Origin of the sequence: Pseudomonas sp. C5pp (assembly GCF_000814065.1) — a bacterium.
GTDB classification, from domain to species: Bacteria; Pseudomonadota; Gammaproteobacteria; order Pseudomonadales; family Pseudomonadaceae; genus Aquipseudomonas; species Aquipseudomonas asiatica.
The window spans coordinates 143,139-163,859 of sequence record NZ_JWLN01000011.1; the positions used below are offsets into that span (position 1 = coordinate 143,139).

Sequence of the window (20,721 nt, forward strand, 5' to 3'; positions counted from 1 at the left end):
GGGGATGCCCTGTCGTGATCGAACAGTTCCGGGGCGTTCTCGTGTAATTTCCCACAGCCCTGCGGGGCTTAAATGAAGCCCGACCTGCACTGACACGTTGCTCTGTGACGCGTGCCAAATATCCACAACAGAGCGCGAGTAACGTGTCGACTTATTGATTTCAAAGGAGATATTTTCGCCTACACCTGCCCGTCCATCCTTGTGTCAGTAAAAAGAGAACAACATCAATGAACACCGTGGGATCTGATGGCAACCTTGCACAAGGTTTCAAGCCACGTCACGTAACGATGCTGTCCATCGCCGGCATCATCGGCGCCGGACTTTTCGTCGGCTCTGGCCACGCCATCGCGGCAGCCGGGCCAGCTACCATAATCTCCTATTTCGTGGCCGGGACCTTGGTGGTACTGGTCATGCGCATGCTCGGCGAAATGGCCGTGGCACACCCGGACACCGGATCGTTTTCCACCTACGCCGAGCAGGCCATCGGCCGCTGGGCCGGCTACACCATCGGTTGGCTGTACTGGTGGTTCTGGGTACTGGTAATCCCGATCGAAGCACTGGCCGCCGGGCATGTACTGAACGCCTGGTTCCCGCAGGTGGACAGCTGGATATTTGCCCTGGCTTCGGTGCTGCTGCTGGCTGGTACCAACCTGTTCAGCGTGGCCAAGTACGGTGAGTTCGAGTTCTGGTTCGCCATTCTCAAAGTCACGGCCATTCTCGGTTTCATCGGCCTGGGTTTCGCCGCACTTATGGGCTGGCTGCCCAACCGCGAGGTCAGTGGCCTGAGCAGCTTGATGGCCGAGCACGGCGGCTTCGCGCCGAAGGGCTGGTCGGCCGTGGTTGGTGCGTTCATCACCGTGATGTTCAGCTTCATCGGCACCGAAGCGGTGACCATTGCCGCGTCCGAATCGAGCGACCCGTCGCGCAACATCGCCAAGGCCACTCGCTCGGTGATCTGGCGCATCAGTACCTTCTACATCCTGTCGATCTTCGTGATCATTTCGGTGGTGCCGTGGAACGACCCGCAGCTGGCGGTGGTGGGCTCTTACCAGCGTGCGCTGGAGATCATGAACATCCCCAACGCGGCCTTCATGGTCGACCTGGTGGTGCTAGTGGCAGTGACCAGCTGCATGAACTCTTCGATCTACATTGCCTCGCGGATGATGTACTCGCTGGCCAAGCGCGGTGACGCACCGGCCATGCTCAACAAGACCTCCAAGGTCGGCGTGCCACGCGCTGCGGTATTCGGCAGCACGTTGATCGGCGCGGCCATTGCCATCCTCAATTACTTCGCGCCGAAGGGTGTGTTCGAGTTCCTGCTGGCCAGCTCCGGTGCCATTGCCTTGCTGGTGTACATGGTCATCGCGATTTCGCAGCTGCGCATGCGCCGTCGCCTGGAGCGGGAAAACACCGAGCTGAAGTTCCGCATGTGGCTGTTCCCGTACCTGACCTGGGCGGTGATCCTGTTCATTGGCGGAGCACTGGCGGTCATGATGTTCACGCCTGAACACCGGGCGGAAGTGAGCTCGACACTGGGCCTGGCGATCGTGATTTCCTTCCTTGGGATCGTGACCACGCGGGGCAATGCGCAACCTGTGGGGGTGCGTTCGATGGGGTGATTGAGTTCACCTGGCGGTAGGGCAAAGGGCACCAGTGGATGGGTGCCCTTTGTTTTTTCAGCCTTTCATCATCTTGATGTATCTGATTGCCGCCGGCGCTTTCTCGAAGCGCCGGTGGATCAGGCTCAGCCACGAGCTGGCCTGGCAGTCGACAATACGCCGGTAGTGCACCTGCGGCAGGCTGATGCGCTGCACCACCGATTCCGGCACCACTGCGATGCCTTGGCCGAGTGACACCAGGGTGATCACCGCCACCAGGCTGCCCGGCTGAGGGCCGAGCCTCGGGACGAAACCACCTTGTGCGGCCACCTCCAGCGTGCCGGAGATCTGTTCGGGCAGGATGAAGGTTTCATTGGCCAGGCGTGAGGCCGGGATCTGCGGCACTTCATTTATCCGTGAGCTGGCGGGCAGGGCGAGGACGAAACCTTCCTGGTGCAAGGCGATAGCTTCGAGTTCCTCGGGCAGCTCCATCGGCGAGCGCACATAGGCAAGGTCAAGCAGGCCGTCGCGGACCATGCCGGGCAGTTCGGCCATCGGCAGTTCGCGGATGTTCAGGCGTACGCTGGGGCAGGTTTCGCTGTAGCGGCTGACTTGCTGCTGGAGCATGCCCGAGTACGCGGCCGAAGCCACATAGCCCAGTTCGATGCGCCCGCTTTCGCCTCGGGCGGCCCGTTGCGCGCCCAGTTGTGCAGCATCGAACTGGCGCACGGCATGTTCGGCTTCGATCAACAGCGCCTGGCCCGCTGCGGTGAGGTTGACCTCGCGCTGGTTGCGCTCGAACAGGCGCACGCCCAGTTCGCGCTCCATGTCCTGGATCTGCCGGCTGAGCGTGGGCGGGGCGATGCCCAGCTGTTCGGCGGCACGGGTGAAATGACCGTGGCGGGCGACGCAGAGGAAGTAGCGGAAATGGCGGATTTCCATGGGTGTTACCTGCAGGGTAATGACGCGAGCCGCCGTGGCTAACAAGCCTGGGGGCTGGTGGCGTTATGGTGAGGCCAACACTACAAGGCTGGTGGCTTGGCGGCAAAGGCTGCCTGGGAATTGCAGGGGATCGCTTTGCAGTCCATCGCAGGTACAGGTATTGCGCAATCCTCGAAGGCGGTGCGGTCCCTGTAGGAGCTGGCTTGCCTGCGATGGGCTGCAGGGCAGCCCCGGCGATTTGACCAACCAGCCCTGCATCCGGAGCCTCACCATGCCCTCTGCGCGTTTCACCCTGCTCACCGCCTCCCTGGTCTGCGCCCTGATCATTCTCGACACCAATATCGTCGCGGTCAGCCTGCCCAGCATCGCCCGCGACCTGTCCGGCTCGTTTGCCGATATCGAATGGGTGGTCAGCGCCTACCTGCTGGCCTTTGCCGCCTGCCTGCTGCCCGCTGGCAGCCTGGCCGACCGCTTTGGTCGCCGCCGCATGTTGCTGCTCGGCCTGGCCCTCTTCGGCATCGCCTCGCTGGCCTGTGGCGCGGCGCCCAACCTGCTGTTCCTCGACCTGGCCAGGGCAGCCAAGGGCGTTGGCGCGGCATTGCTGCTGACCTCGGCCCTGGCCGCGATCGGCAACCGCTTCCACCAACCCCAGGAACGCATGCGCGCCTGGGCCTTCTGGGGCGCCTGCATGGGCGCCACCATCACCTTTGCGCCGCTGCTGGGCGGGTTGATCGCCAGCACCCTTGGCTGGCGCTGGATCTTCTACATCAACCTGCCGTTGGTGGCAGTGCTCGCAGTGATGGTGCTGCGCAGTGTCGAAGAGTCCCGTGACAGCGCTGCGGCCCGGCTCGACCCATGGGGCAGCCTGACTTTCGCCGGCAGCCTGGGTTACCTGATCTGGGCAATGATCGATGCCAACCAGGTGGGCTGGGGCAGTGCGCAAACCCTGGGACGGCTGGTGATCAGCGCCTTCCTGTTCGGCCTGTTCGTCATGGTCGAGCGCAGCCAGGAACGGCCGATGATCGACCTGCGGCTAATGCGCAGCGGGCGCTTCGTTGGCGCCTTGCTGGGGATGTTTGCCTATGCTGCCTGCGCCCAGGTGATGATGACCCTGCTGCCGCTTTACTTGCAGAACGGCCTGCAGCTGTCGGCCCTGGCCGCAGGGGCGGGCATGCTGCCGTTTGCCGTGGCCATGCTGCTGACGCCACGCCTGGGCATGCGTCTGGCTGCACACTGGAGCCCGGCGCAGGTATTCGCACTCGGCCTGGTTTTGGTCGGGACGGGTAACCTGCTGTGTGCTGGGGCCACTCAGCAAGGCGGTTACGGTACATTCGCCCTGGCAAGCCTGGTGCTGGGTGCCGGTGCCGGGCTGCTGAATGGCGATACGCAGAAGAACATCATGGCTTGCGTGCCGCGTGAGCGTACCGGCATGGCTTCGGGGTTGAGTACAACCACGCGGTTCGGGGCGATCGTGCTGGCCATCGGTGGGTTGGGTGGTGTGCTGGCTGCACGTAGTGGGCAGTTGCTGTATGAGGCCATGGCTGCCGTGGCGCCTGGGCAATCGGGCCAGGTTTCCGCGATGGCTACCCGGGTTGCCGCGGGTGATTTGCAGGCGGCGTTGGCGTTGCTGGAGCCCAGGTTGCGGGAAACGGTGGCACCCTTGGCCCGCCAGGCGTTCATCGGGGGCTTCGAAGCCGTGTTGCAGGTCGCCGGTGTGGCGGCGCTGCTGTTCGCGATGCTGGTTGGCGTGTTGCTGAGCCGGCCGCTGCCGGCCGTGCCGGAAGTGTTGCTGGTTGAGAGGCAATCATGAAGCTGGCGGCGGGCATCACGACCTGGCAACTGGGGCGACCAGCGTTTGCTGTCACTCACGTGGTGGAAGCCGTGTTTGGGTTGAGAGACCGGTGAAGAGCAAACCGGCGCAGGGAGTATCTTTGGGAAACGCCCTATGCGGAAAAGCCTGATTCTGACTTTGTGGGCTCGCACAACCCAAAATCCAGGCACAAAAAAAGACGCCTGAGGGCGTCTTCTTCTTTGGAATTTGGTGGAGCCGGGGGGATTTGAACCCCCGTCCGCCAGTACTCCGCTGTCGGTACTACATGCTTAGCCGTGTCTACTGAGTTAATCCGCAGCCGCCCGACGGGCAGGGTGCTTTGGACGAGTTGGGTAAGTTTTAGTCGCTTTGCCCCCAACGTGCTACACGACGATCCTGTTCTGTATGACAATCATTTCGGGTTTACAGGCATCCCCTGATGATTGCTGGAGCCGAAGCTACCAGAAGGTCGGGCTCGGCTGCTTACGCAGCGAGAGCGTACTCCGCCTCGAAGTTTTCGTCATTGGCAACTATAGAAAGTTGCAACAGTGGATTTACGAGTTCTGTTACCAACTCGGCATGCACCTAGAGTTTCGCTACCGGCGTCGAATCCTGATCGGCCCCACACTAGCTCTAAGCTAACGCACCTTACGGTACGTGAGGCAGAGTATACGCCATTGCGCGGGCGACGTCGACAGCCAGTCCGGTCGCCCGCTTTTGGGCTCACGCGCCGCTACCGCCGCCGCTGGTGCCGCTGCCTTTCTCCGTTTTTTCCAACCGCTCCAGGACTTTGCTGGTGATGGCGATGCATTCCTTGGTGTCCCCCGATGCCTGGGCAGCCTTGGCTTTGTCGACGTGCTCGGTGATGGCCTTGTCCAGGCCTTCGGAGGTAGCGCCGGCGGTGGCCATGCTGTCGTCGATCTTTTGCAGGTTGGCGGTGCAGAGGTCTTCGGCGGCGAATACCGGCGAAGCCAGCAGGGTGGCGGCCGCGAACAGGGCCGAAAGCGCGGTACCTTTCATGGGAGTCTCCTTCTGGGCCTCTGGAAGGTGGGCCTGTAAGGATGGACTGTGGAGGATTGGCGGGGGTTCAATCGGATGCTGGCGGGGGATGGCACCGGCTTTGCCGGTGTTCGCGGCTGAAGCCGCTCCTACAGGTACGGCGTGGGCCCAAAGCCGGCGCGGTCCCTGTGGGAGCGGGCATGCCCGCGAAGCAGGCTGCGCGGTGTATGGCACCGGCTGCGCCGGTGTTCGCGGGCTTGCCCGCTCCCACAGGGATTGCGGCAGCTATCAGGTTTTGCGTTAAACGGTCATATGCTACGCGGCCGGGTGACGCGGTCTACAAGGTAGACCAGCCCGTGGTAATCGATGCCACTATGGCTGGACAGGCCGATCTCGCAGGTGCGGCTGGTGGAGATGCCTTCGCTGCAATATTGCACCGCATCCTTCAGGCTGCGCAGCGAGTGGGCGTTGAGCTCGGGGGTGGTGAAGCCTTTGTCACCGGCAAAGCCGCAGCAATGTATGCCCTCCGGGATCACCACCTGTTTGCTGCACCGCCGCGCCAGGTCGATCAGCGCCTGGCTTTCGCCCAGGTGCTGGGTGCTGCAGGTCACATGCACGGCCACTGGTTCGTCCTGGGGGGTGAACTCCAGGCGCTCGAGCAGGTGGGTGCGGATGAAGCGCACCGGGTCGTACAGGTCCAGCCGGGTGTCGTTCAGGTCCTGCACCAGGCGCAGAGTGCAGGGGCTGGTGTCGCAGTAGATCGGATCGAGGCCGCCGCGGCTGGCGTGCAGCAGGGCGGCAAGCAGTTCCTGGCGTTTGTGTTCGGCCTGCTCGGGGTAGCCCTTCGAGGCGAACGGTTGGCCGCAGCACAGGCTGTCGGCGTTGTCAGGGAACACCACCTGGTAGCCGGCTTTTTCCAGCAGGGCGCGGGTCTTGTCCAGCAGCGAACTCTGCTCGCGGTCGGCATAGGCCGGGCCCATCACCCGCGAGACGCAGGCAGCCAGGTACACCACGCGAGGGCGGGCGTCGTTGCTGGCCGGGCCAAAGTCCAGTGGGCGCAGTGGTTGTGGCATCGCCGGGGTCCACTTTGGCAGGCGGCCTTTGCTGGCTTTGTTCAGCGAGGCGCTCAGGCGGCCCAGGCGTGGGGCGCCGAGCAGCTTGCGTGCGGTATTGGCGGCGGTCAGGGTCAGGCGCGCGCCGCCCAGGGCGGTGTGGAAGTGATCGGCTAGCCAGTCGGCGGTTTTTTCGTGTTCGGCGGCCTGGCTGCGCAGTTTCTTCACCAGTTCGCCGGTGTTGATGCCGACCGGGCAGCGCTGGGCGCACAGGCCGGTGGCGGCGCAGGTGTCGATGCCCTGGTACTGGTAGGTCTGGCGCAATTCCCGGGTGTCGATGCCGGCGCGCTGTTTGGCCTGGATGTCACGCCACATGACGATGCGCTGACGTGGGCTGAGGGTCAGGCCTTTGGAAGGGCACACCGGTTCGCAGAAGCCGCACTCGATGCACTTGTCGACGATCTCGTCGGCAGCGGGCAGCGGCTTGAGGTTTTTCAGGTGGATGTCCGGGTCTTCACTGAGCACCACGTCAGGGTTGAGGATGCCGTTGGGGTCGAGCAGGCGCTTGAGCTTCCACATCAGTTGATAGGCGTCGTGGCCCCATTCCAGCTCCACAAACGGTGCCATGTTGCGCCCGGTGCCGTGCTCGGCCTTGAGCGAGCCGCCGAACTCCACCGCGACCAGTTGCGCCACGTCGTCCATGAAGGCCTGGTAGCGTGCGACTTCCTCTGCGCTGTTGAAACCCTGGGTGAAGACGAAGTGCAGGTTGCCTTCCAGGGCGTGGCCGAAAATGATCGCTTCATCGTAGCGATGCTTGTCGAACAGCTGGATCAGGCGGTTGACGCCTTCGGCCAGTTGCTCGATGGGGAAGGTGACGTCTTCGATGATGACGGTGGTGCCGGTCTGGCGTACGGCGCCGACGGCGGGGAAGGTGTCCTTGCGGATCTTCCACAGCTGGTTGTACACGGCCGGGTCTTCGCTGAAGTCCACCTGCTGTTCCAGTGGGAAGTCGGCGATCGAGGCCATCACCTGTTGCAGCTGTTCATGCAGCAGGCTCTGGCTGGCGGCGCGGGACTCGATCAGCAGGGCGCAGGCGTCGTCCGACAGGCCTTTTACCCACAATGGCATGCCGGGCATGTTCTGCACTGAGCGAAGGCTGCGGCGGTCGAGCAGTTCAACGGCCGAGACCGGCTGGCGCTTGAGCACGGTCACCGCGCGGCAGCAGCTTTCCACGCTGGGGAAAACCAGCAGTGCGCTGGCCTTGTGCGGGTGGTCGGGCACGGTGTCGTAGGTGACGGCACTGATGAAGCCCAGGGTACCTTCGGAGCCGACCAACAGGTGCTGCAGGATATCCAGTGGCTGGTCGTAGTCCACCAGTGCGTTCAGCGATAGGCCAGTGGTGTTCTTCAGCCGGTATTTGTGCCGGATGCGCTCGGCGAGTGCAGTGTTGGCGCGGGTCTCGCGGCCCAGGCGGGCCAGTGCTTCCAGCAGGCCGGCGTGGCTGGCCTCGAACGCAGCGACGCTGGCCGGGTCTTCGCTGTCCAGGCGCGTGCCGTCGGCCAGCACCAGGCGCAGGCCGGCCAGGGTGTGGTAGGTGTTCTGCGCGGTGCCGCAGCACATGCCGCTGGCGTTGTTGGCGACGATGCCGCCGATCTTGCAGGCGTTGATCGACGCCGGGTCGGGGCCGATCTTGCGCCCGAAGGGAGCCAGCCAGGCATTGGCCTGGGCGCCGATGACGCCGGGCTGCAAGCGGATCTGCTCGCCTTGGCCGCGGATTTCGCGGCCGTTCCAGTTATCGCCCAGCACCATCAGCACCGAGTCACTGATGGCCTGGCCGGACAGGCTGGTGCCGGCGGCGCGGAAGGTGACCGGCACCCGCTCGCGCTGGGCCAGTTTGATCAGGCCGACCACTTCGTCTTCGGACTCGACGCGCACCACCAGCTTGGGGATCAGCCGGTAGAAGCTGGCATCGGTGCCGAAAGCCAAAGTGGAGGTGGGGTCGTCGAAGCGGCGTTCGGCGGGGATCAGGCGCTCGGCATCACGCAGGAACGCGGCGGGCAGGCTCATGCAGTCTCCTCGCGGGGCCGTGGCGTCTGTGCGCCCCATGCCCCGGGTCAATCAGGCGGTCGTTCTTGCGGGCGGTCAGGCGCCCAGTTCGCGTACCAGCGAGTCGCGGGTGATCTCGCTGATCGACTTGGCGCCGGTCAGCACCATCGCTACGCGCATTTCCTTCTCGAACAGCTCCAGCAGGTTTTTCACCCCGGCCTGGCCGTGCACGGCAAGGGCGTAGAGGAAGGCGCGGCCGATCAGTACGGTATCGGCGCCCAGGGCGATCATACGCACCACGTCGAGGCCGCTGCGGATGCCGGAATCGGCGAGGATCTTCAGGTCACCTTTGACCGCATCGGCAATTGCCGGCAGGGCGCGGGCGCTGGACAGCACGCCGTCGAGCTGGCGGCCGCCGTGGTTGGACACGACGATGCCGTCGGCACCGAACCTGACCGCATCGCGGGCGTCATCGGCATCGAGAATGCCTTTGATGATCATCGGGCCGTCCCAGAACTCGCGGATCCACTCCAGGTCTTTCCAGGAGATCGACGGGTCGAAGTTGTTGGCCAGCCAGCCGATGTAGTCGGCAAGGCCGGTGGGGTTGCCACGGTAGGTGGAAATGTTGCCCAGGTCGTGTGGGCGCCCCATCACGCCGACATCCCATGCCCACTCGGGGTGGGTCATGGCTTGCAGCACGCGGCGCAGCGGGCCGTTCTTGCCGCTCATGCCAGAATGGGCGTCGCGGTAGCGGGCGCCGGGTGTCGGCATGTCGACAGTGAACACCAGGGTCTTGACCCCGGCGGCCTTGGCCCGCTCCAGGGCGTTGCGCATGAAGCCGCGGTCCTTGAGAACGTACAGCTGGAACCACATCGGCCGGTCGATGGCCGGGGCCACTTCTTCGATCGGGCACACCGACACCGTGGACATGGTGAACGGAATGCCGTGGGCCGCCGCCGCACGTGCCGCCTGCACTTCGCCACGGCGGGCGTACATGCCGGTGAGGCCGACCGGGGCCAAGGCCACCGGCATGCTCAGGGTTTCGTCGAACAGCTTGGTCTGCAGGCTGAGCTCGGACATGTTCTTCAGCACGCGCTGACGCAGGGCAATGCTGGCCAGGTCCGAGACGTTGTGGCGCAGGGTGTGCTCGGCGTAGGCGCCGCCGTCGGCATAGTGGAACAGGAAGGGAGGCAGCTTGCGTTGGGCCGCGGCGCGATAGTCGGTAGAGGCAGAAATGATCATGGATTCTCGCAGCGTTGCGTGTGGGGATTGCCGGGCGCGCGATGGCGCCCGGCCCCTTTCACTTTAGTGATGAACCAGCATGCCGGTCAGCCAGTAGGCCTGGATCAGAGTGATCAGGCCGACGATGGTGGCGAAGAACAGGCTGTGCTTGACGGTGAAGCGGAACAGGTCGGATTCCTTGCCAACCAGGCCGGTGGCGGCGCAAGCCACGGCGATCGACTGCGGCGAGATCATCTTGCCGGTCACGCCGCCGCTGGTGTTGGCCGCTACCAACAAAGTGTCGTTGACCCCGATCTGGTGCGCGGTGGTGGCCTGCAGCGAGCTGAACAGGGCGTTGGACGAGGTGTCGGAACCGGTCAGGAACACACCCAGCCAGCCGAGGAACGGCGAGAAGAACGGGAACGCGGCACCGGTACCGGCCAGCACCAGGGCCATGGTCGAGGACATGCCCGAGTAGTTGGTGACGAAGGCGAAGGCCAGCACCATGCCGATCGACAGGATTGGCCAGCGCAGCTCCCAGAAGGTTTCCTTGAAAGTGGTCAGACCAGTTTTGAAGTTGATCTTCAGCACGGCCATGGAGATCAGCGCCGAGAGGAAGATCGCGGTGCCGGTGGCAGAGATCGGGTCGAGCTTGAACACCGCTGGCATGGCGGTTGGCGCGGCGACGATCGGTGCGGACTTGATCACCAGTTGGTCGAGGTGCGGGATAGCGAAGTTGAACACGAAGTTGTACATCGCGCCGCCCGGGGCGAAGGCCGCCTTGAACGGTTTCAGGGTCCAGATGGTGACCAGCACGGTGAGGATCAGGAACGGCGACCAGGCCTTGAAGATCTCGCCAAAGCTGTAGGGGCTTGGTTGGCTGCCGCTTGGCTGGACCACGGCGGCACCGACGCTGCCCTTGGCTTCGGCGAACGAACGCTTGGGCTGCCAGACTTTCAGGAACAGGGTCAGGGCGATCAGGCTGGCCAGGGCCGAGGTGATGTCCGGAAGCTCCGGGCCGATGAAGTTCGAGGTGAAGTACTGGGTGACGGCGAAGCTCAGGCCGGCGACCAGGGCGGCAGGCCAGGTTTCCTTCACGCCACGCAGGCCGTCCATCATGAATACCAGCCAGAACGGTACGAACAGCGACAGCAGCGGCAGCTGGCGACCGGTCATGGCGCCAATGTGGAAGGCGTCGATACCGGTAACCTGGCCGGCCACGATGATCGGGATGCCCAGGGCGCCAAAGGCCACTGGCGCGGTGTTGGCGATCAGGCACAGGCCGGCGGCATACAGCGGGTTGAAGCCTAGGCCCACCAGCAGCGCGGCAGTGATTGCCACCGGTGCACCAAAGCCCGCCGCACCTTCCAGGAAGGCACCGAAGCAGAAACCGATCAGCAGCACTTGCAGGCGCTGGTCGTCGGTAATCGACAGCACCGAACTGCGGATCACTTCGAACTGGCCGCTCTTGACCGTGAGTTTGTACAGGAACACCGCGGCAACGATGATCCAGGCGATCGGCCAGAGGCCGTAGAGGAAGCCATAACCTGCAGCGGCGAATGCCATGTCGACAGGCATCTGGAAGGCGAAGATCGCCACCAGGATCGACAATGCGAGGGTGATGCTGCCGGCCACGTGGCCTTTGAGGCGGAACACGGCGAGGGCAAGGAAGAAGAAGACGATGGGGATGACCGCCGCCAGTGCGGACAGGCCAAGACTACCAAGCGGACTATAGATTTGTTGCCAGGTTTGCATATGGGGTGGCCCCTAATTGTTGTTGGTCAGGCACTGGCATTGGATAATTGGTAAGACCAATTTACAATGGCTGGGCGCTAGGTTAAAAGCGTCTTCGTGGGTGTGTCAATTTGTCCCGTGCAAAACTTTGGTCGTGTGCCGATGAGTGGGCATCTGATGGGCGGGGAAAATCGTCGCCTGGTGGGTGTTTGCAAGGCCCGGATCGGCGAGAATAGGCGCCCCCTGAAATCTGCCGGGGGTTTGTGGAGAGCATGTGATGGTTTTTGATCAGGTCCGCCAACGGCGCCTGTCCGACGACATCGTCGATCGGTTGGAAGGGATGATTCTGGAAGGTACGCTGACGTCTGGTCAGCGGCTGCCGGCCGAGCGCGTCCTTGCCGAGCAGTTCGGCGTGTCCCGCCCATCACTGCGTGAGGCGATCCAGAAGCTGGTGGCCAAGGGGCTGCTGGTCAGCCGCCAGGGTGGGGGCAATTTTGTCGCCGAGTCTCTGGGGTCCACTTTCAGCGACCCATTGCTGCAACTGCTTGAGCACAGTGCCGAGGCGCAGCGTGACCTGCTCGAATTCCGCCATACCCTGGAGGCGTCCTGCGCCTACTACGCGGCCCAGCGCGCCACCCAGCCGGACCGGGCGCGCCTCAAGGCGGCCTTCGATGCGCTGCAGGACTGCTATGCCAGGGCCGACGAAGTGACTCGGGCGGAGGAAGGCGCGGCCGATGCGCGCTTCCACCTGGCGATTGCCGAGGCTAGCCATAATGCCGTGTTGCTGCACACCATTCGGGGCTTGTTCGACCTGCTCAAGCGCAACGTGGTGACCAACATCGGCGGCATGTACCAGCAACGGACGGAGACCCGGGACATGCTGATAAGTCAGCACCGGGAGCTGTACCTGGCGATAGTCGAGGGCAGGGCGGAGGATGCGCGGGAAGTTTCCAGCCGGCACATTCTGTATGTGCAGGAGGTGCTGGAAGAGGCGCATGAAGAAGCGCAGCGAGTGGCGCGGGCGGAGCGGCGTAGCGGGCGTTGAGATTTGTACTGGCAGTGCTGGCCTCTTCGCGGGTAAACCCGCTCCCACAGAGACCGCACCGAATCTGAACTCAGTGTTAATCCTGTGGGAGCGGGCGAGCCCGCGAAGAGGCCGGAACAGGCTAAGAAGAGGTATTACTCTTCCTTGCCCTTGTTCCGCACAGCCCGCTGCAGCTCGCGGTTGGAATCGCGCTCGCGCATGGTGTCGCGCTTGTCGAATTCCTTCTTGCCCTTGCCCAGTGCGATTTCGCACTTGATCAGGTGCTTGCTCCAGTACAGCGCCAGGGCCACGCAGGTGTAGCCTTTTTGCGCCACGGCCGCTTCCAGGCGCTCGAGCTCGCGCTTGTTCAGCAGCAGCTTGCGAGTGCGGATGGGGTCGGCTATGACGTGGGTGCTGGCCGTGGTCAGCGGGGTGATGTGGCTGCCGAACAGCCAGGCCTCACCGTCCTTCAGCAGCACGTAGCTGTCAGTCAGGTGCGCCTTGCCGGCTCGCAGGCTTTTTACTTCCCAGCCGGACAGGACCAGCCCGGCCTCGAACTTGTGTTCGATGAAGTAATCGTGTCGCGCCTTCTTGTTCTGCGCGATGGTCCCGGTCGGATGTTTCTTTTGTTTAGCCATAGGGGCGGCATTATAGGCAGTCGCCGCGTCGTCGGCTATGGGATTTCGGTGTGCTTGAGCCACTGCAATGAATACCGGACAATACAGCCCCTGTCTTTGCGACAGAACCTGTTTTCGGCACGCTGCGAAGCGCCGCCACCCAGCCTTGGAAGTGATGCCTGGATGACTACCCATATTCAACGCTCCGCCCTGCTGCCGTATCCCGCCCAGGCGCTCTACGATCTGGTCAACGATGTGGCCAGCTACCCGCAGTTTCTGCCTTGGTGCTCGGCCTCGACGGTGATCGAAGCCAGCGACACGCACATGCGTGCCAAGCTCGAAGTGGCCAAGGGCGGCATGAGCCAGCACTTCGTCACGCGCAATGTACTGGTGCCGGGGCAGTCTATCGAGATGAACCTGGAGGAGGGGCCGTTCACCCAGTTGCATGGCCTTTGGGTGTTCAAGCCGCTGGGTGAAAAGGCCTGCAAGATCAGCCTGGACCTTTCGTTCGACTATGCTGGCCCGCTGGTGCGCGCGACTTTGGGGCCGCTGTTCAACCAGGCGGCAAATACGCTGGTGGATGCGTTTTGCCAGCGTGCCAAGCAACTGAATGCCTGACTGAAACAGCGGCAACAAAAAGCCCGGACCAGGTCCGGGCTTTTTTGTATCTGCTCGCCGCTTATTGAGGCGAGGTTTCCAGCGGCGCTGGAGTCGGGACCGGGGTGGTCTCGATGGTGTCGATTTCGCGCTGGATGGATTCTTCCACCGAGCCTGGCTTGGCCGGTTTTTCTTCAGGTTGCACGGTTGGCTGCTCTGGCTTGTTGGCCGGGCTGACCGTGGTGTCGCTGCTGCCACCGAGGATTTCCTGGTCGCGGCTGACGCCTGGCATGAAGTCGCCGGACAGGCTCACCAACTGGTCGCTTTCGTTGAAGAACACGCTCATGCGTTCCTGCTGGCGTTTGCCGCCGCCTGGCTGCAGGCTGTACAGGTAATCCCAACGGTTGGTGTTGAAGGTGTCCTGGATTAGCGGGTTACCCATGATAAACCTTACTTGCCGGCGGGTCATTCCGGGGCGCAATTGGTCTATCATGTCTTGCGTAACGACATTGCCCTGCTGGATGTCGATTTTGTAAACCCCGGGAAACGAGCAACCGGCGAGTGCGAGCAGTCCCACTAGGGTGAGGCTGGTTAGCAAGAGCTTGGTGTTTTGCATCGGTGGGCGACTTCCACTATCTTGGCTGGACAACGTAAACCCCGATCATACCCGTATTAAGAGAAGCTGCGAAGCAGCATCGGCGAGAAAGCTGACCATGGTTGAAAATAGCGAATTGCGCAAAGCCGGTCTCAAGGTGACCCTGCCTCGAGTCAAGATCCTTCAGATGCTCGACTCCACCGAGCAGCGTCACATGAGCGCCGAGGATGTCTACAAGGCGCTGATGGAGGCTGGCGAGGACGTGGGCCTGGCCACCGTCTACCGCGTACTGACCCAGTTCGAAGCGGCGGGTCTGGTGGTTCGCCACAACTTCGACGGCGGTCATGCGGTGTTCGAACTGGCCGATGGCGGTCATCACGACCATATGGTTAACGTGGAGACCAGTGAAGTCATCGAGTTCATGGATGCCGAGATCGAGAAACGCCAGCGCGAAATCGTGGCCGAGCATGGCTACGAGCTGGTGGATCACAATCTGGTCCTGTACGTACGTAAAAAGAAGTAACGATTTCTTATCGTTATGAATGGCAAAGGCGACCTTCGGGTCGCCTTTGTGCTTTCTGAGGCAGAGAGCGGTGTCGTTTGTGCCGGCCTCTTCGCGGGTAAACCCGCTCCCACAGGTACTGCGCAGGCTCAGGTCCGGTGAATATCCTGTGGGAGCGGGTTTACCCGCGAATGGGCCTGAAAAAGAAGGGTTCAGGCCTTGCTGCTTACCACCATCTTGCGCGCATGCGCCAGGGATTCCTTGGTCAGGTCTATGCCGCCCAGCATCCTCGCCACTTCCTCGACCCGCTCGCGCTTGCCCAGATTGGCCACGGCGGTGTGGGTAGTGTCGCTATTGCGCACCTTGTGTACGAACAGGTGGTGATGACCTTGTGCTGCTACTTGCGGCAGGTGGGTTACGGTCAGCACCTGGCCTCGCTCGCCCAGGCGGCGCAGCAATTGGCCGACGATTTCGGCAGTAGGCCCGCCGATACCGACGTCGACTTCGTCGAACACCAGGGTGGGAATGCGCGAGGTCTGCGCGGTAATCACCTGGATCGCCAGGCTGATGCGGGACAGTTCACCGCCTGAGGCCACCTTGGCCAGGCCCTTGAGCGGTTGGCCAGGGTTGGCGCTGACCAGTAGCTCGATCTGCTCCAGGCCATGGGGCGAAAGGTCTGCTCCTTCATTGGGTGTAAGTGCGATACAGAAGCGCCCGCCAGGCATGCCCAGGCGCTGGATCTCCTGCTCGACGGCCACCGCCAACTGCTGGGCAGCCTGCTGGCGCAGCGCGCTGAGCTCGAGCGCCTTCTCTTTATAATGCTGGGCGAAAGCGGCCAGTTCTTCACCCAATCGCTCGATCGACTCGTCACTGGCGTTCAGGCCCTCCAGCTCTTCCATCAGTTGCTGCTGCAGGTGGGGCAGTTCGGTTGGGTGCACTCGGTGTTTGCGTGCCAGCGTATAGATAGTGTCGAGGCGTTCTTCCAGTGCCTGCAGGCGCATGGGGTCGGCGTCGAAGTTGTCGAGGAAACGGTTGAGCTCGCCCACGGCTTCCTCGACCTGAATCTGCGCGCTGGCGATCAGGTTGGCCGCTTCGCCCAGTGCCTTTGGCGAGTTGGGGGCGGCACCCAGGCGGTTGAGGCTGGAGGTGAGGGCGCTGAGCACGTTGCCCGAATCGCTTTCGCTGCACTGGTCGATGACCTGGCGGCAGATGCCGAACAAGGCTTCGGCGCTGGTCAGGTTCTTGTGTTCCTGCTCCAACTGCTCCAGTTCGTATTCACCCAGGCCGAGGTTGTCCAGTTCCTCCAACTGGTAGCTCAGCAGCTGATGGCGGGCGCGCTGCTCATCGCCGGAGTTGGACAGGCGCTCCAGCTCCAGGCGGGTCTGGTTCCAGCGCTTGGCCGCCAGCTGTACCTGACGGGCCAGGTCGACGGCGCCGGCGTACTCGTCGAGCAGGCGGCGATGGGTGTCGGTCTTGAGTAGTGACTGGTGCTCGTGCTGGCTGTGGATATCGATCAGCAGCTCGCCCAGTGCCTTGAGGTCGCCGAGCGGGCAGGGGGTGCCATTGATGTAGCCGCGGCTGCGGCCTTCGGCGGTGATCACCCGGCGCAGGATGCACAAGCCGTCGTTGTCCAGGTCACGCTCGGCCAGCCAGGCATGCGCCTCGGGGATGTCCACCAGGTCGAAGGTGGCGAGGATGTCTGCCTTGTCCGTGCCGGGGCGCACCACGCCACTGTCGGCCCGGTCGCCCAGGGCCAGACCGAGGGCATCGAGCATGATCGATTTGCCTGCACCGGTCTCACCGGTGATGACGGACATGCCTCGGGCGATCTCGAGGTCGAGGTGCTCGACGATGGCGTAGTTGTGAATGGACAGGTGCACCAGCATGGGGCGGCTCCCGAAAGTCAGGTCTGGTTATTTATACAGTACTTTTTTCAGGCCTGCCAATGCCCCTTGGCAGATTCTGTTGCAGCCGGGAAAACGACCTTGCCCCTTGAAGCTGGTTTTTCCGGCCCCATATAGCCGACATCAATGGCGAGCCTGGCTCGCAGTCCACAAAATTGCGCAGGAGAGACCCCATGGCTGACGAACAGCTGAACGAGAAAGACCTTAACGTCGAAGAGACCGGTGCAGGTAATGCTGCCGATGCCCGCGTCCTGGAACTCGAGGAGCAGCTGGCCGCCGCCAAGGACCAGGCGCTGCGCGCCGTTGCCGACGTGCAGAACGCTCGTCGTCGTGCCGAGCAGGATGTCGAGAAAGCCCACAAGTTTGCCCTCGAGAAGTTCTCGGGCGACCTGCTGCCGGTGATCGACAGCCTGGAACTGGCCCTGGCGCACTCCAGTGCCGACGATGAGCACGTCAAGCAGATCCGCGAGGGTGTCGAGCTGACCCTGAAGATGTTCCAGGACACTCTCAAGCGCTACAACCTCGAAGCAGTCGACCCGCACGGCCAGCCGTTCAACCCAGAGCACCACCAGGCCATGGCCATGCAGGAAAACGCCGAAGTTGAGCCGAACAGCGTGCTGAACGTGTTCCAGAAGGGCTATCTGCTCAACGGTCGTCTGCTGCGCCCCGCCATGGTGGTGGTCAGCAAGGCGCCAAGCGCGGCGCAACCCTCGATCAATGAAAAGGCTTGAAATCCATCCGGGCATCCCCATCTAGGTGTCAAGCCTTCAAGTATTACCGCAGTTGGCCAAAGTAGTCGCTGCTACCAAATTCAAGTTTCGGGAGAGTTAACATGGGTAAAATCATCGGTATCGACCTGGGGACCACCAACTCGTGCGTCTCTGTTCTGGAAAACGGTAACGTCAAGGTCATCGAAAACGCCGAAGGTGCGCGTACCACCCCTTCGATCGTGGCCTACGCCAATGACGGCGAAATCCTGGTTGGTCAGTCGGCCAAGCGTCAGGCGGTCACCAACCCGCACAACACTCTGTTCGCAGTGAAGCGCCTGATCGGCCGCCGCTTCGAAGAAGATGTTGTACAGAAAGACATCAAGCTGGTGCCTTACAAGATCGTCAAGGCCAGCAATGGCGACGCCTGGGTACAGGCCAGTGGCAAGGACATGGCTCCGCCGCAGATCAGCGCCGAAGTCCTGAAGAAAATGAAGAAAACCGCCGAAGACTACCTCGGCGAGCCAGTTACCGAAGCGGTCATCACCGTTCCGGCCTACTTCAATGACAGCCAGCGTCAGGCCACCAAGGATGCCGGTCGCATCGCTGGCCTGGATGTAAAACGCATCATCAACGAGCCAACTGCCGCTGCACTGGCTTACGGCATGGACAAAGCCAAGGGCGACCACACCGTCATCGTTTATGACCTGGGTGGTGGTACCTTCGACGTTTCGGTCATCGAGATTGCCGAAGTCGACGGTGAGCACCAGTTCGAAGTACTGGCTACCAACGGCGACACCTTCCTGGGTGGCGAAGACTTCGACATGCGCCTGATCGACTACCTCGTCGACGAGTTCAAGAAAGAGTCCGGCATGGACCTGAAGAACGATCCGCTGGCACTGCAGCGCCTGAAAGAAGCCGCTGAAAAGGCCAAGATCGAACTGTCCTCCGCTCAGTCGACCGACGTAAACCTGCCGTACATCACTGCAGACGCTACCGGTCCGAAGCACCTGAACGTGAAGATTTCCCGCGCCAAGCTGGAATCGCTGGTCGAAGACCTGGTTGCCCGTACCATCGAGCCTTGCCGTATCGCCCTGAAGGACGCCGGTATCGATGCAAGCAAGATCGACGACGTGATCCTGGTCGGTGGCCAGACCCGTATGCCGCTGGTGCAGAAAGCCGTTGCCGACTTCTTCGGTAAAGAAGCGCGCAAGGACGTCAACCCGGACGAAGCCGTGGCCATGGGTGCAGCCATCCAGGGCGCGGTGCTGGCTGGTGACGTCAAGGACGTACTGCTGCTGGACGTCAGCCCGCTGACCCTTGGTATCGAAACCATGGGTGGCGTGATGACTTCGCTGATCGAGAAGAACACCACCATCCCGACCAAGAAGTCGCAGGTGTTCTCGACTGCCGACGACAACCAGGGTGCCGTGACCATTCACGTGCTGCAGGGTGAGCGCAAGCAGGCTGCACAGAACAAGTCGCTGGGCAAGTTCGACCTGGCTGACATTCCGCCGGCTCCACGTGGCGTTCCACAGATCGAAGTAACCTTCGACATCGACGCCAACGGCATTCTGCACGTCAGTGCCAAGGACAAGGCTACCGGCAAGTCGCAGTCGATCGTGATCAAGGCCAACTCCGGCCTGTCGGACGAAGAGATCGAGCGCATGGTGCGTGACGCCGAGGCCAACGCCGAGGAAGACCGCAAGTTCGAAGAGCTGGCCGCTGCCCGTAACCAGGGTGATGCGCTGGTTCACTCGACCCGCAAGATGGTCGCTGACGCTGGTGACAAGGTTACCGCTGAAGAGAAAGCCGCCATCGAGGCTGCGGTTGTTGCCCTGGAAGCCGCTGTCAAAGGCGACGACAAGGCTGCCATCGACGCCAAGGTCGAGGAGCTGTCCAAGGTTTCGGCGCCGGTTGCCCAGAAGATGTACGCCGAGCAGTCGGCCGAACAGCCTCAGGGCGGCGCGCAGCAGGCCGAGCCGGAAGCCAAGCACGATGACGTGGTTGACGCTGAGTTCGAAGAAGTGAAAGACAACAACAAGCAGTAATCCCTGCATGTTGTCGGCCAGTTCACCGCCGTTTGGTGGTGAGCTGGTAGGATGTCGCCGCGCGGGGGCTTGCTCCCGCGTTGGCGTATCTGGAATTCGAGAATTTTTACAGCATCTGTCGGTGGCCCTGGTGGGCAAAGGGCGGGTGCTGATGGCGTGGCGCAGATGCCAGACGCCCAACAAGGTGCAAATGACCTATGTCCAAGCGTGATTATTATGAGGTATTGGGTGTCGAGCGCGGCGCCAGCGAATCAGACCTCAAGAAGGCTTACCGTCGCCTGGCGATGAAGTACCATCCGGACCGCAACCCGGGCGACAAAGAGTCGGAAGACAAGTTCAAGGAGGCCAACGAGGCCTACGAAGTGCTGTCTGACGCCAGCAAGCGTGCTGCGTTCGACCAGTACGGTCATGCGGGTGTGGACCCGAGCATGGGTGGTGGTGGCGCCGGTTTCGGTGGTGCCAACTTCTCCGACATCTTCGGTGATGTGTTCAGCGACTTCTTCGGGGGCGGCCGTGGCGGCTCGCGTGGTGGTGCTCAGCGCGGCAGTGACCTGCGCTACACCCTGGAACTGAACCTGGAAGAAGCGGTACGTGGCACCACGGTCAGCATCCGTGTGCCCACGCTGGTCAACTGCCAGCCGTGCGACGGCTCTGGTGCCAAGAAGGGCTCGACCCCATCTACCTGCCCGACTTGTGGCGGTATCGGCCAGGTGCGCATGCAGCAAGGCTTCTTCTCGGTACAGCAGACCTGCCCGCGCTGCCATGGCCAGGGCAAGATCATTACCGACCCATGCACCTCGTGCCACGGCGAAGGCCGTGTCGAGGAATACAAGACGCTGTCGGTCAAGGTGCCGGCAGGTGTCGATACCGGCGACCGCATCCGTCTGTCGGGCGAGGGCGAGGCCGGTACCCATGGTGGCCCGACCGGCGACCTGTATGTGGTGATCAACGTGCGTGAGCACGAGATCTTCCAGCGAGATGGCAAGCACCTGTACTGCGAAGTACCGATCAGCTACACCGATGCCGCCTTGGGTGGCGAGCTGGAAGTGCCGACCCTCGATGGGCGGGTGAAGCTGAAGATCCCGGAAGGTACCCAGACCGGCAAGCAGTTCCGCCTGCGCGGCAAGGGTGTTGCCCCGGTGCGCGGTGGTGGTGCGGGTGACCTGCTGTGCCGCGTGGCGGTGGAAACCCCCGTCAACCTCAGCCGCCGCCAGCGCGAGTTGCTCGAAGAACTGCGTGATTCGCTGGAAGGCGATAGCTCTCACTCGCCCAAGGCCAGTGGCTGGTTCGATGGCGTGAAGCGCTTCTTCGGCGATCTCTGA

The 20,721-nt window shown here is 62.6% G+C and carries 16 protein-coding genes and 1 other RNA gene; 8 read left to right on the top strand and 9 right to left on the bottom strand.

From position 1 onward, the window contains the following. Positions 1-227: 227 nt before the first annotated feature. Positions 228-1,619, top strand: a complete 1,392-nt coding sequence (gene gabP / locus RR51_RS11600) for a GABA permease (RefSeq protein WP_003258117.1) — start codon at positions 228-230, stop codon at positions 1,617-1,619. 57 nt (positions 1,620-1,676) lie between these two features. On the opposite strand, the gene RR51_RS11605 is transcribed toward gabP, so the two are convergent. Next, positions 1,677-2,540 carry a LysR family transcriptional regulator gene (locus RR51_RS11605; RefSeq protein ID WP_039613583.1) on the bottom strand — a complete coding sequence of 288 codons (864 nt, stop codon included), beginning with the start codon at positions 2,538-2,540 and terminating at the stop codon, positions 1,677-1,679. A gap of 271 nt (positions 2,541-2,811) precedes the next feature. Here RR51_RS11605 and RR51_RS11610 point away from each other — a divergent pair, with 271 nt between their 5' ends. Next, on the top strand, positions 2,812-4,350 hold the full coding sequence (locus RR51_RS11610) for an MFS transporter (protein WP_039613584.1): 1,539 nt from the start codon (positions 2,812-2,814) through the stop codon (positions 4,348-4,350). 229 nt (positions 4,351-4,579) lie between these two features. On the opposite strand, the gene ssrA is transcribed toward RR51_RS11610, so the two are convergent. The 5 genes from ssrA to RR51_RS11635 all read right to left on the bottom strand — a co-directional run bounded on the left by ssrA (position 4,580) and on the right by RR51_RS11635 (position 11,423). After that, positions 4,580-4,974, bottom strand: a transfer-messenger RNA (tmRNA) gene (ssrA, locus tag RR51_RS28670). A gap of 99 nt (positions 4,975-5,073) precedes the next feature. Further along, positions 5,074-5,370, bottom strand: coding sequence for a hypothetical protein (locus RR51_RS11620; protein ID WP_013974305.1), 297 nt, complete (start codon positions 5,368-5,370; stop codon positions 5,074-5,076). A 287-nt stretch (positions 5,371-5,657) separates the two neighbouring features. Continuing rightward, positions 5,658-8,468, bottom strand: coding sequence for an FAD-binding and (Fe-S)-binding domain-containing protein (locus tag RR51_RS11625; protein ID WP_039613585.1), 2,811 nt, complete (start codon positions 8,466-8,468; stop codon positions 5,658-5,660). A 75-nt stretch (positions 8,469-8,543) separates the two neighbouring features. Continuing rightward, entirely contained in the window at positions 8,544-9,689 is a 1,146-nt protein-coding gene (gene lldD, locus RR51_RS11630) for an FMN-dependent L-lactate dehydrogenase LldD (RefSeq protein WP_013974303.1), read from the bottom strand. A gap of 63 nt (positions 9,690-9,752) precedes the next feature. Next, positions 9,753-11,423: a lactate permease LctP family transporter gene (locus RR51_RS11635; protein ID WP_013974302.1), complete on the bottom strand. Its 1,671-nt coding sequence runs from the start codon at positions 11,421-11,423 to the stop codon at positions 9,753-9,755. 256 nt (positions 11,424-11,679) lie between these two features. On the opposite strand from RR51_RS11635, the gene RR51_RS11640 reads away from it, so the two are divergent. Beyond that, positions 11,680-12,447 carry an FCD domain-containing protein gene (locus RR51_RS11640; protein WP_013974301.1) on the top strand — a complete coding sequence of 256 codons (768 nt, stop codon included), beginning with the start codon at positions 11,680-11,682 and terminating at the stop codon, positions 12,445-12,447. A 134-nt stretch (positions 12,448-12,581) separates the two neighbouring features. Here RR51_RS11640 and smpB read toward each other — a convergent pair whose 3' ends face one another. Continuing rightward, a complete protein-coding gene (gene smpB / locus RR51_RS11645; RefSeq protein ID WP_013974300.1) occupies positions 12,582-13,064 on the bottom strand; it encodes an SsrA-binding protein SmpB in 483 nt (160 codons plus the stop codon). Positions 13,065-13,226: 162 nt separating this feature from the next. Here smpB and RR51_RS11650 point away from each other — a divergent pair, with 162 nt between their 5' ends. Continuing rightward, positions 13,227-13,661, top strand: a complete 435-nt coding sequence (locus RR51_RS11650; RefSeq protein ID WP_003258078.1) for a type II toxin-antitoxin system RatA family toxin — start codon at positions 13,227-13,229, stop codon at positions 13,659-13,661. 61 nt (positions 13,662-13,722) lie between these two features. Here the strand turns inward: RR51_RS11650 and RR51_RS11655 are convergent, their stop codons facing one another. After that, positions 13,723-14,256 carry an outer membrane protein assembly factor BamE gene (locus tag RR51_RS11655; RefSeq protein WP_039613586.1) on the bottom strand — a complete coding sequence of 178 codons (534 nt, stop codon included), beginning with the start codon at positions 14,254-14,256 and terminating at the stop codon, positions 13,723-13,725. 97 nt (positions 14,257-14,353) lie between these two features. Between RR51_RS11655 and fur the strand changes: the two genes are divergently transcribed. Beyond that, positions 14,354-14,758, top strand: coding sequence for a ferric iron uptake transcriptional regulator (fur, locus tag RR51_RS11660; RefSeq protein WP_015271870.1), 405 nt, complete (start codon positions 14,354-14,356; stop codon positions 14,756-14,758). A gap of 191 nt (positions 14,759-14,949) precedes the next feature. Here fur and recN read toward each other — a convergent pair whose 3' ends face one another. Further along, entirely contained in the window at positions 14,950-16,623 is a 1,674-nt protein-coding gene (recN, locus tag RR51_RS11665; RefSeq protein WP_039613587.1) for a DNA repair protein RecN, read from the bottom strand. A gap of 191 nt (positions 16,624-16,814) precedes the next feature. Here recN and grpE point away from each other — a divergent pair, with 191 nt between their 5' ends. From grpE to dnaJ, 3 genes are all read left to right on the top strand, one after another. Further along, a complete protein-coding gene (grpE, locus tag RR51_RS11670) occupies positions 16,815-17,372 on the top strand; it encodes a nucleotide exchange factor GrpE (protein ID WP_003258073.1) in 558 nt (185 codons plus the stop codon). Between the two features lie 101 nt (positions 17,373-17,473). Next, a complete protein-coding gene (gene dnaK / locus RR51_RS11675; protein ID WP_015271867.1) occupies positions 17,474-19,399 on the top strand; it encodes a molecular chaperone DnaK in 1,926 nt (641 codons plus the stop codon). A gap of 197 nt (positions 19,400-19,596) precedes the next feature. Then, positions 19,597-20,721: a molecular chaperone DnaJ gene (dnaJ, locus tag RR51_RS11680; RefSeq protein ID WP_013974296.1), complete on the top strand. Its 1,125-nt coding sequence runs from the start codon at positions 19,597-19,599 to the stop codon at positions 20,719-20,721.

What these genes read in the sequence shown, in the direction of transcription:
- gabP (WP_003258117.1), top strand. Translation starts at nt 228, where the DNA reads ATGAACACCGTGGGATCTGATGGCAACCTTGCACAAGGTTTCAAGCCA.
- RR51_RS11605 (WP_039613583.1), bottom strand. Translation starts at nt 2,540, where the DNA reads ATGGAAATCCGCCATTTCCGCTACTTCCTCTGCGTCGCCCGCCACGGT.
- RR51_RS11610 (WP_039613584.1), top strand. Translation starts at nt 2,812, where the DNA reads ATGCCCTCTGCGCGTTTCACCCTGCTCACCGCCTCCCTGGTCTGCGCC.
- RR51_RS11620 (WP_013974305.1), bottom strand. Translation starts at nt 5,370, where the DNA reads ATGAAAGGTACCGCGCTTTCGGCCCTGTTCGCGGCCGCCACCCTGCTG.
- RR51_RS11625 (WP_039613585.1), bottom strand. Translation starts at nt 8,468, where the DNA reads ATGAGCCTGCCCGCCGCGTTCCTGCGTGATGCCGAGCGCCTGATCCCC.
- lldD (WP_013974303.1), bottom strand. Translation starts at nt 9,689, where the DNA reads ATGATCATTTCTGCCTCTACCGACTATCGCGCCGCGGCCCAACGCAAG.
- RR51_RS11635 (WP_013974302.1), bottom strand. Translation starts at nt 11,423, where the DNA reads ATGCAAACCTGGCAACAAATCTATAGTCCGCTTGGTAGTCTTGGCCTG.
- RR51_RS11640 (WP_013974301.1), top strand. Translation starts at nt 11,680, where the DNA reads ATGGTTTTTGATCAGGTCCGCCAACGGCGCCTGTCCGACGACATCGTC.
- smpB (WP_013974300.1), bottom strand. Translation starts at nt 13,064, where the DNA reads ATGGCTAAACAAAAGAAACATCCGACCGGGACCATCGCGCAGAACAAG.
- RR51_RS11650 (WP_003258078.1), top strand. Translation starts at nt 13,227, where the DNA reads ATGACTACCCATATTCAACGCTCCGCCCTGCTGCCGTATCCCGCCCAG.
- RR51_RS11655 (WP_039613586.1), bottom strand. Translation starts at nt 14,256, where the DNA reads ATGCAAAACACCAAGCTCTTGCTAACCAGCCTCACCCTAGTGGGACTG.
- fur (WP_015271870.1), top strand. Translation starts at nt 14,354, where the DNA reads ATGGTTGAAAATAGCGAATTGCGCAAAGCCGGTCTCAAGGTGACCCTG.
- recN (WP_039613587.1), bottom strand. Translation starts at nt 16,623, where the DNA reads ATGCTGGTGCACCTGTCCATTCACAACTACGCCATCGTCGAGCACCTC.
- grpE (WP_003258073.1), top strand. Translation starts at nt 16,815, where the DNA reads ATGGCTGACGAACAGCTGAACGAGAAAGACCTTAACGTCGAAGAGACC.
- dnaK (WP_015271867.1), top strand. Translation starts at nt 17,474, where the DNA reads ATGGGTAAAATCATCGGTATCGACCTGGGGACCACCAACTCGTGCGTC.
- dnaJ (WP_013974296.1), top strand. Translation starts at nt 19,597, where the DNA reads ATGTCCAAGCGTGATTATTATGAGGTATTGGGTGTCGAGCGCGGCGCC.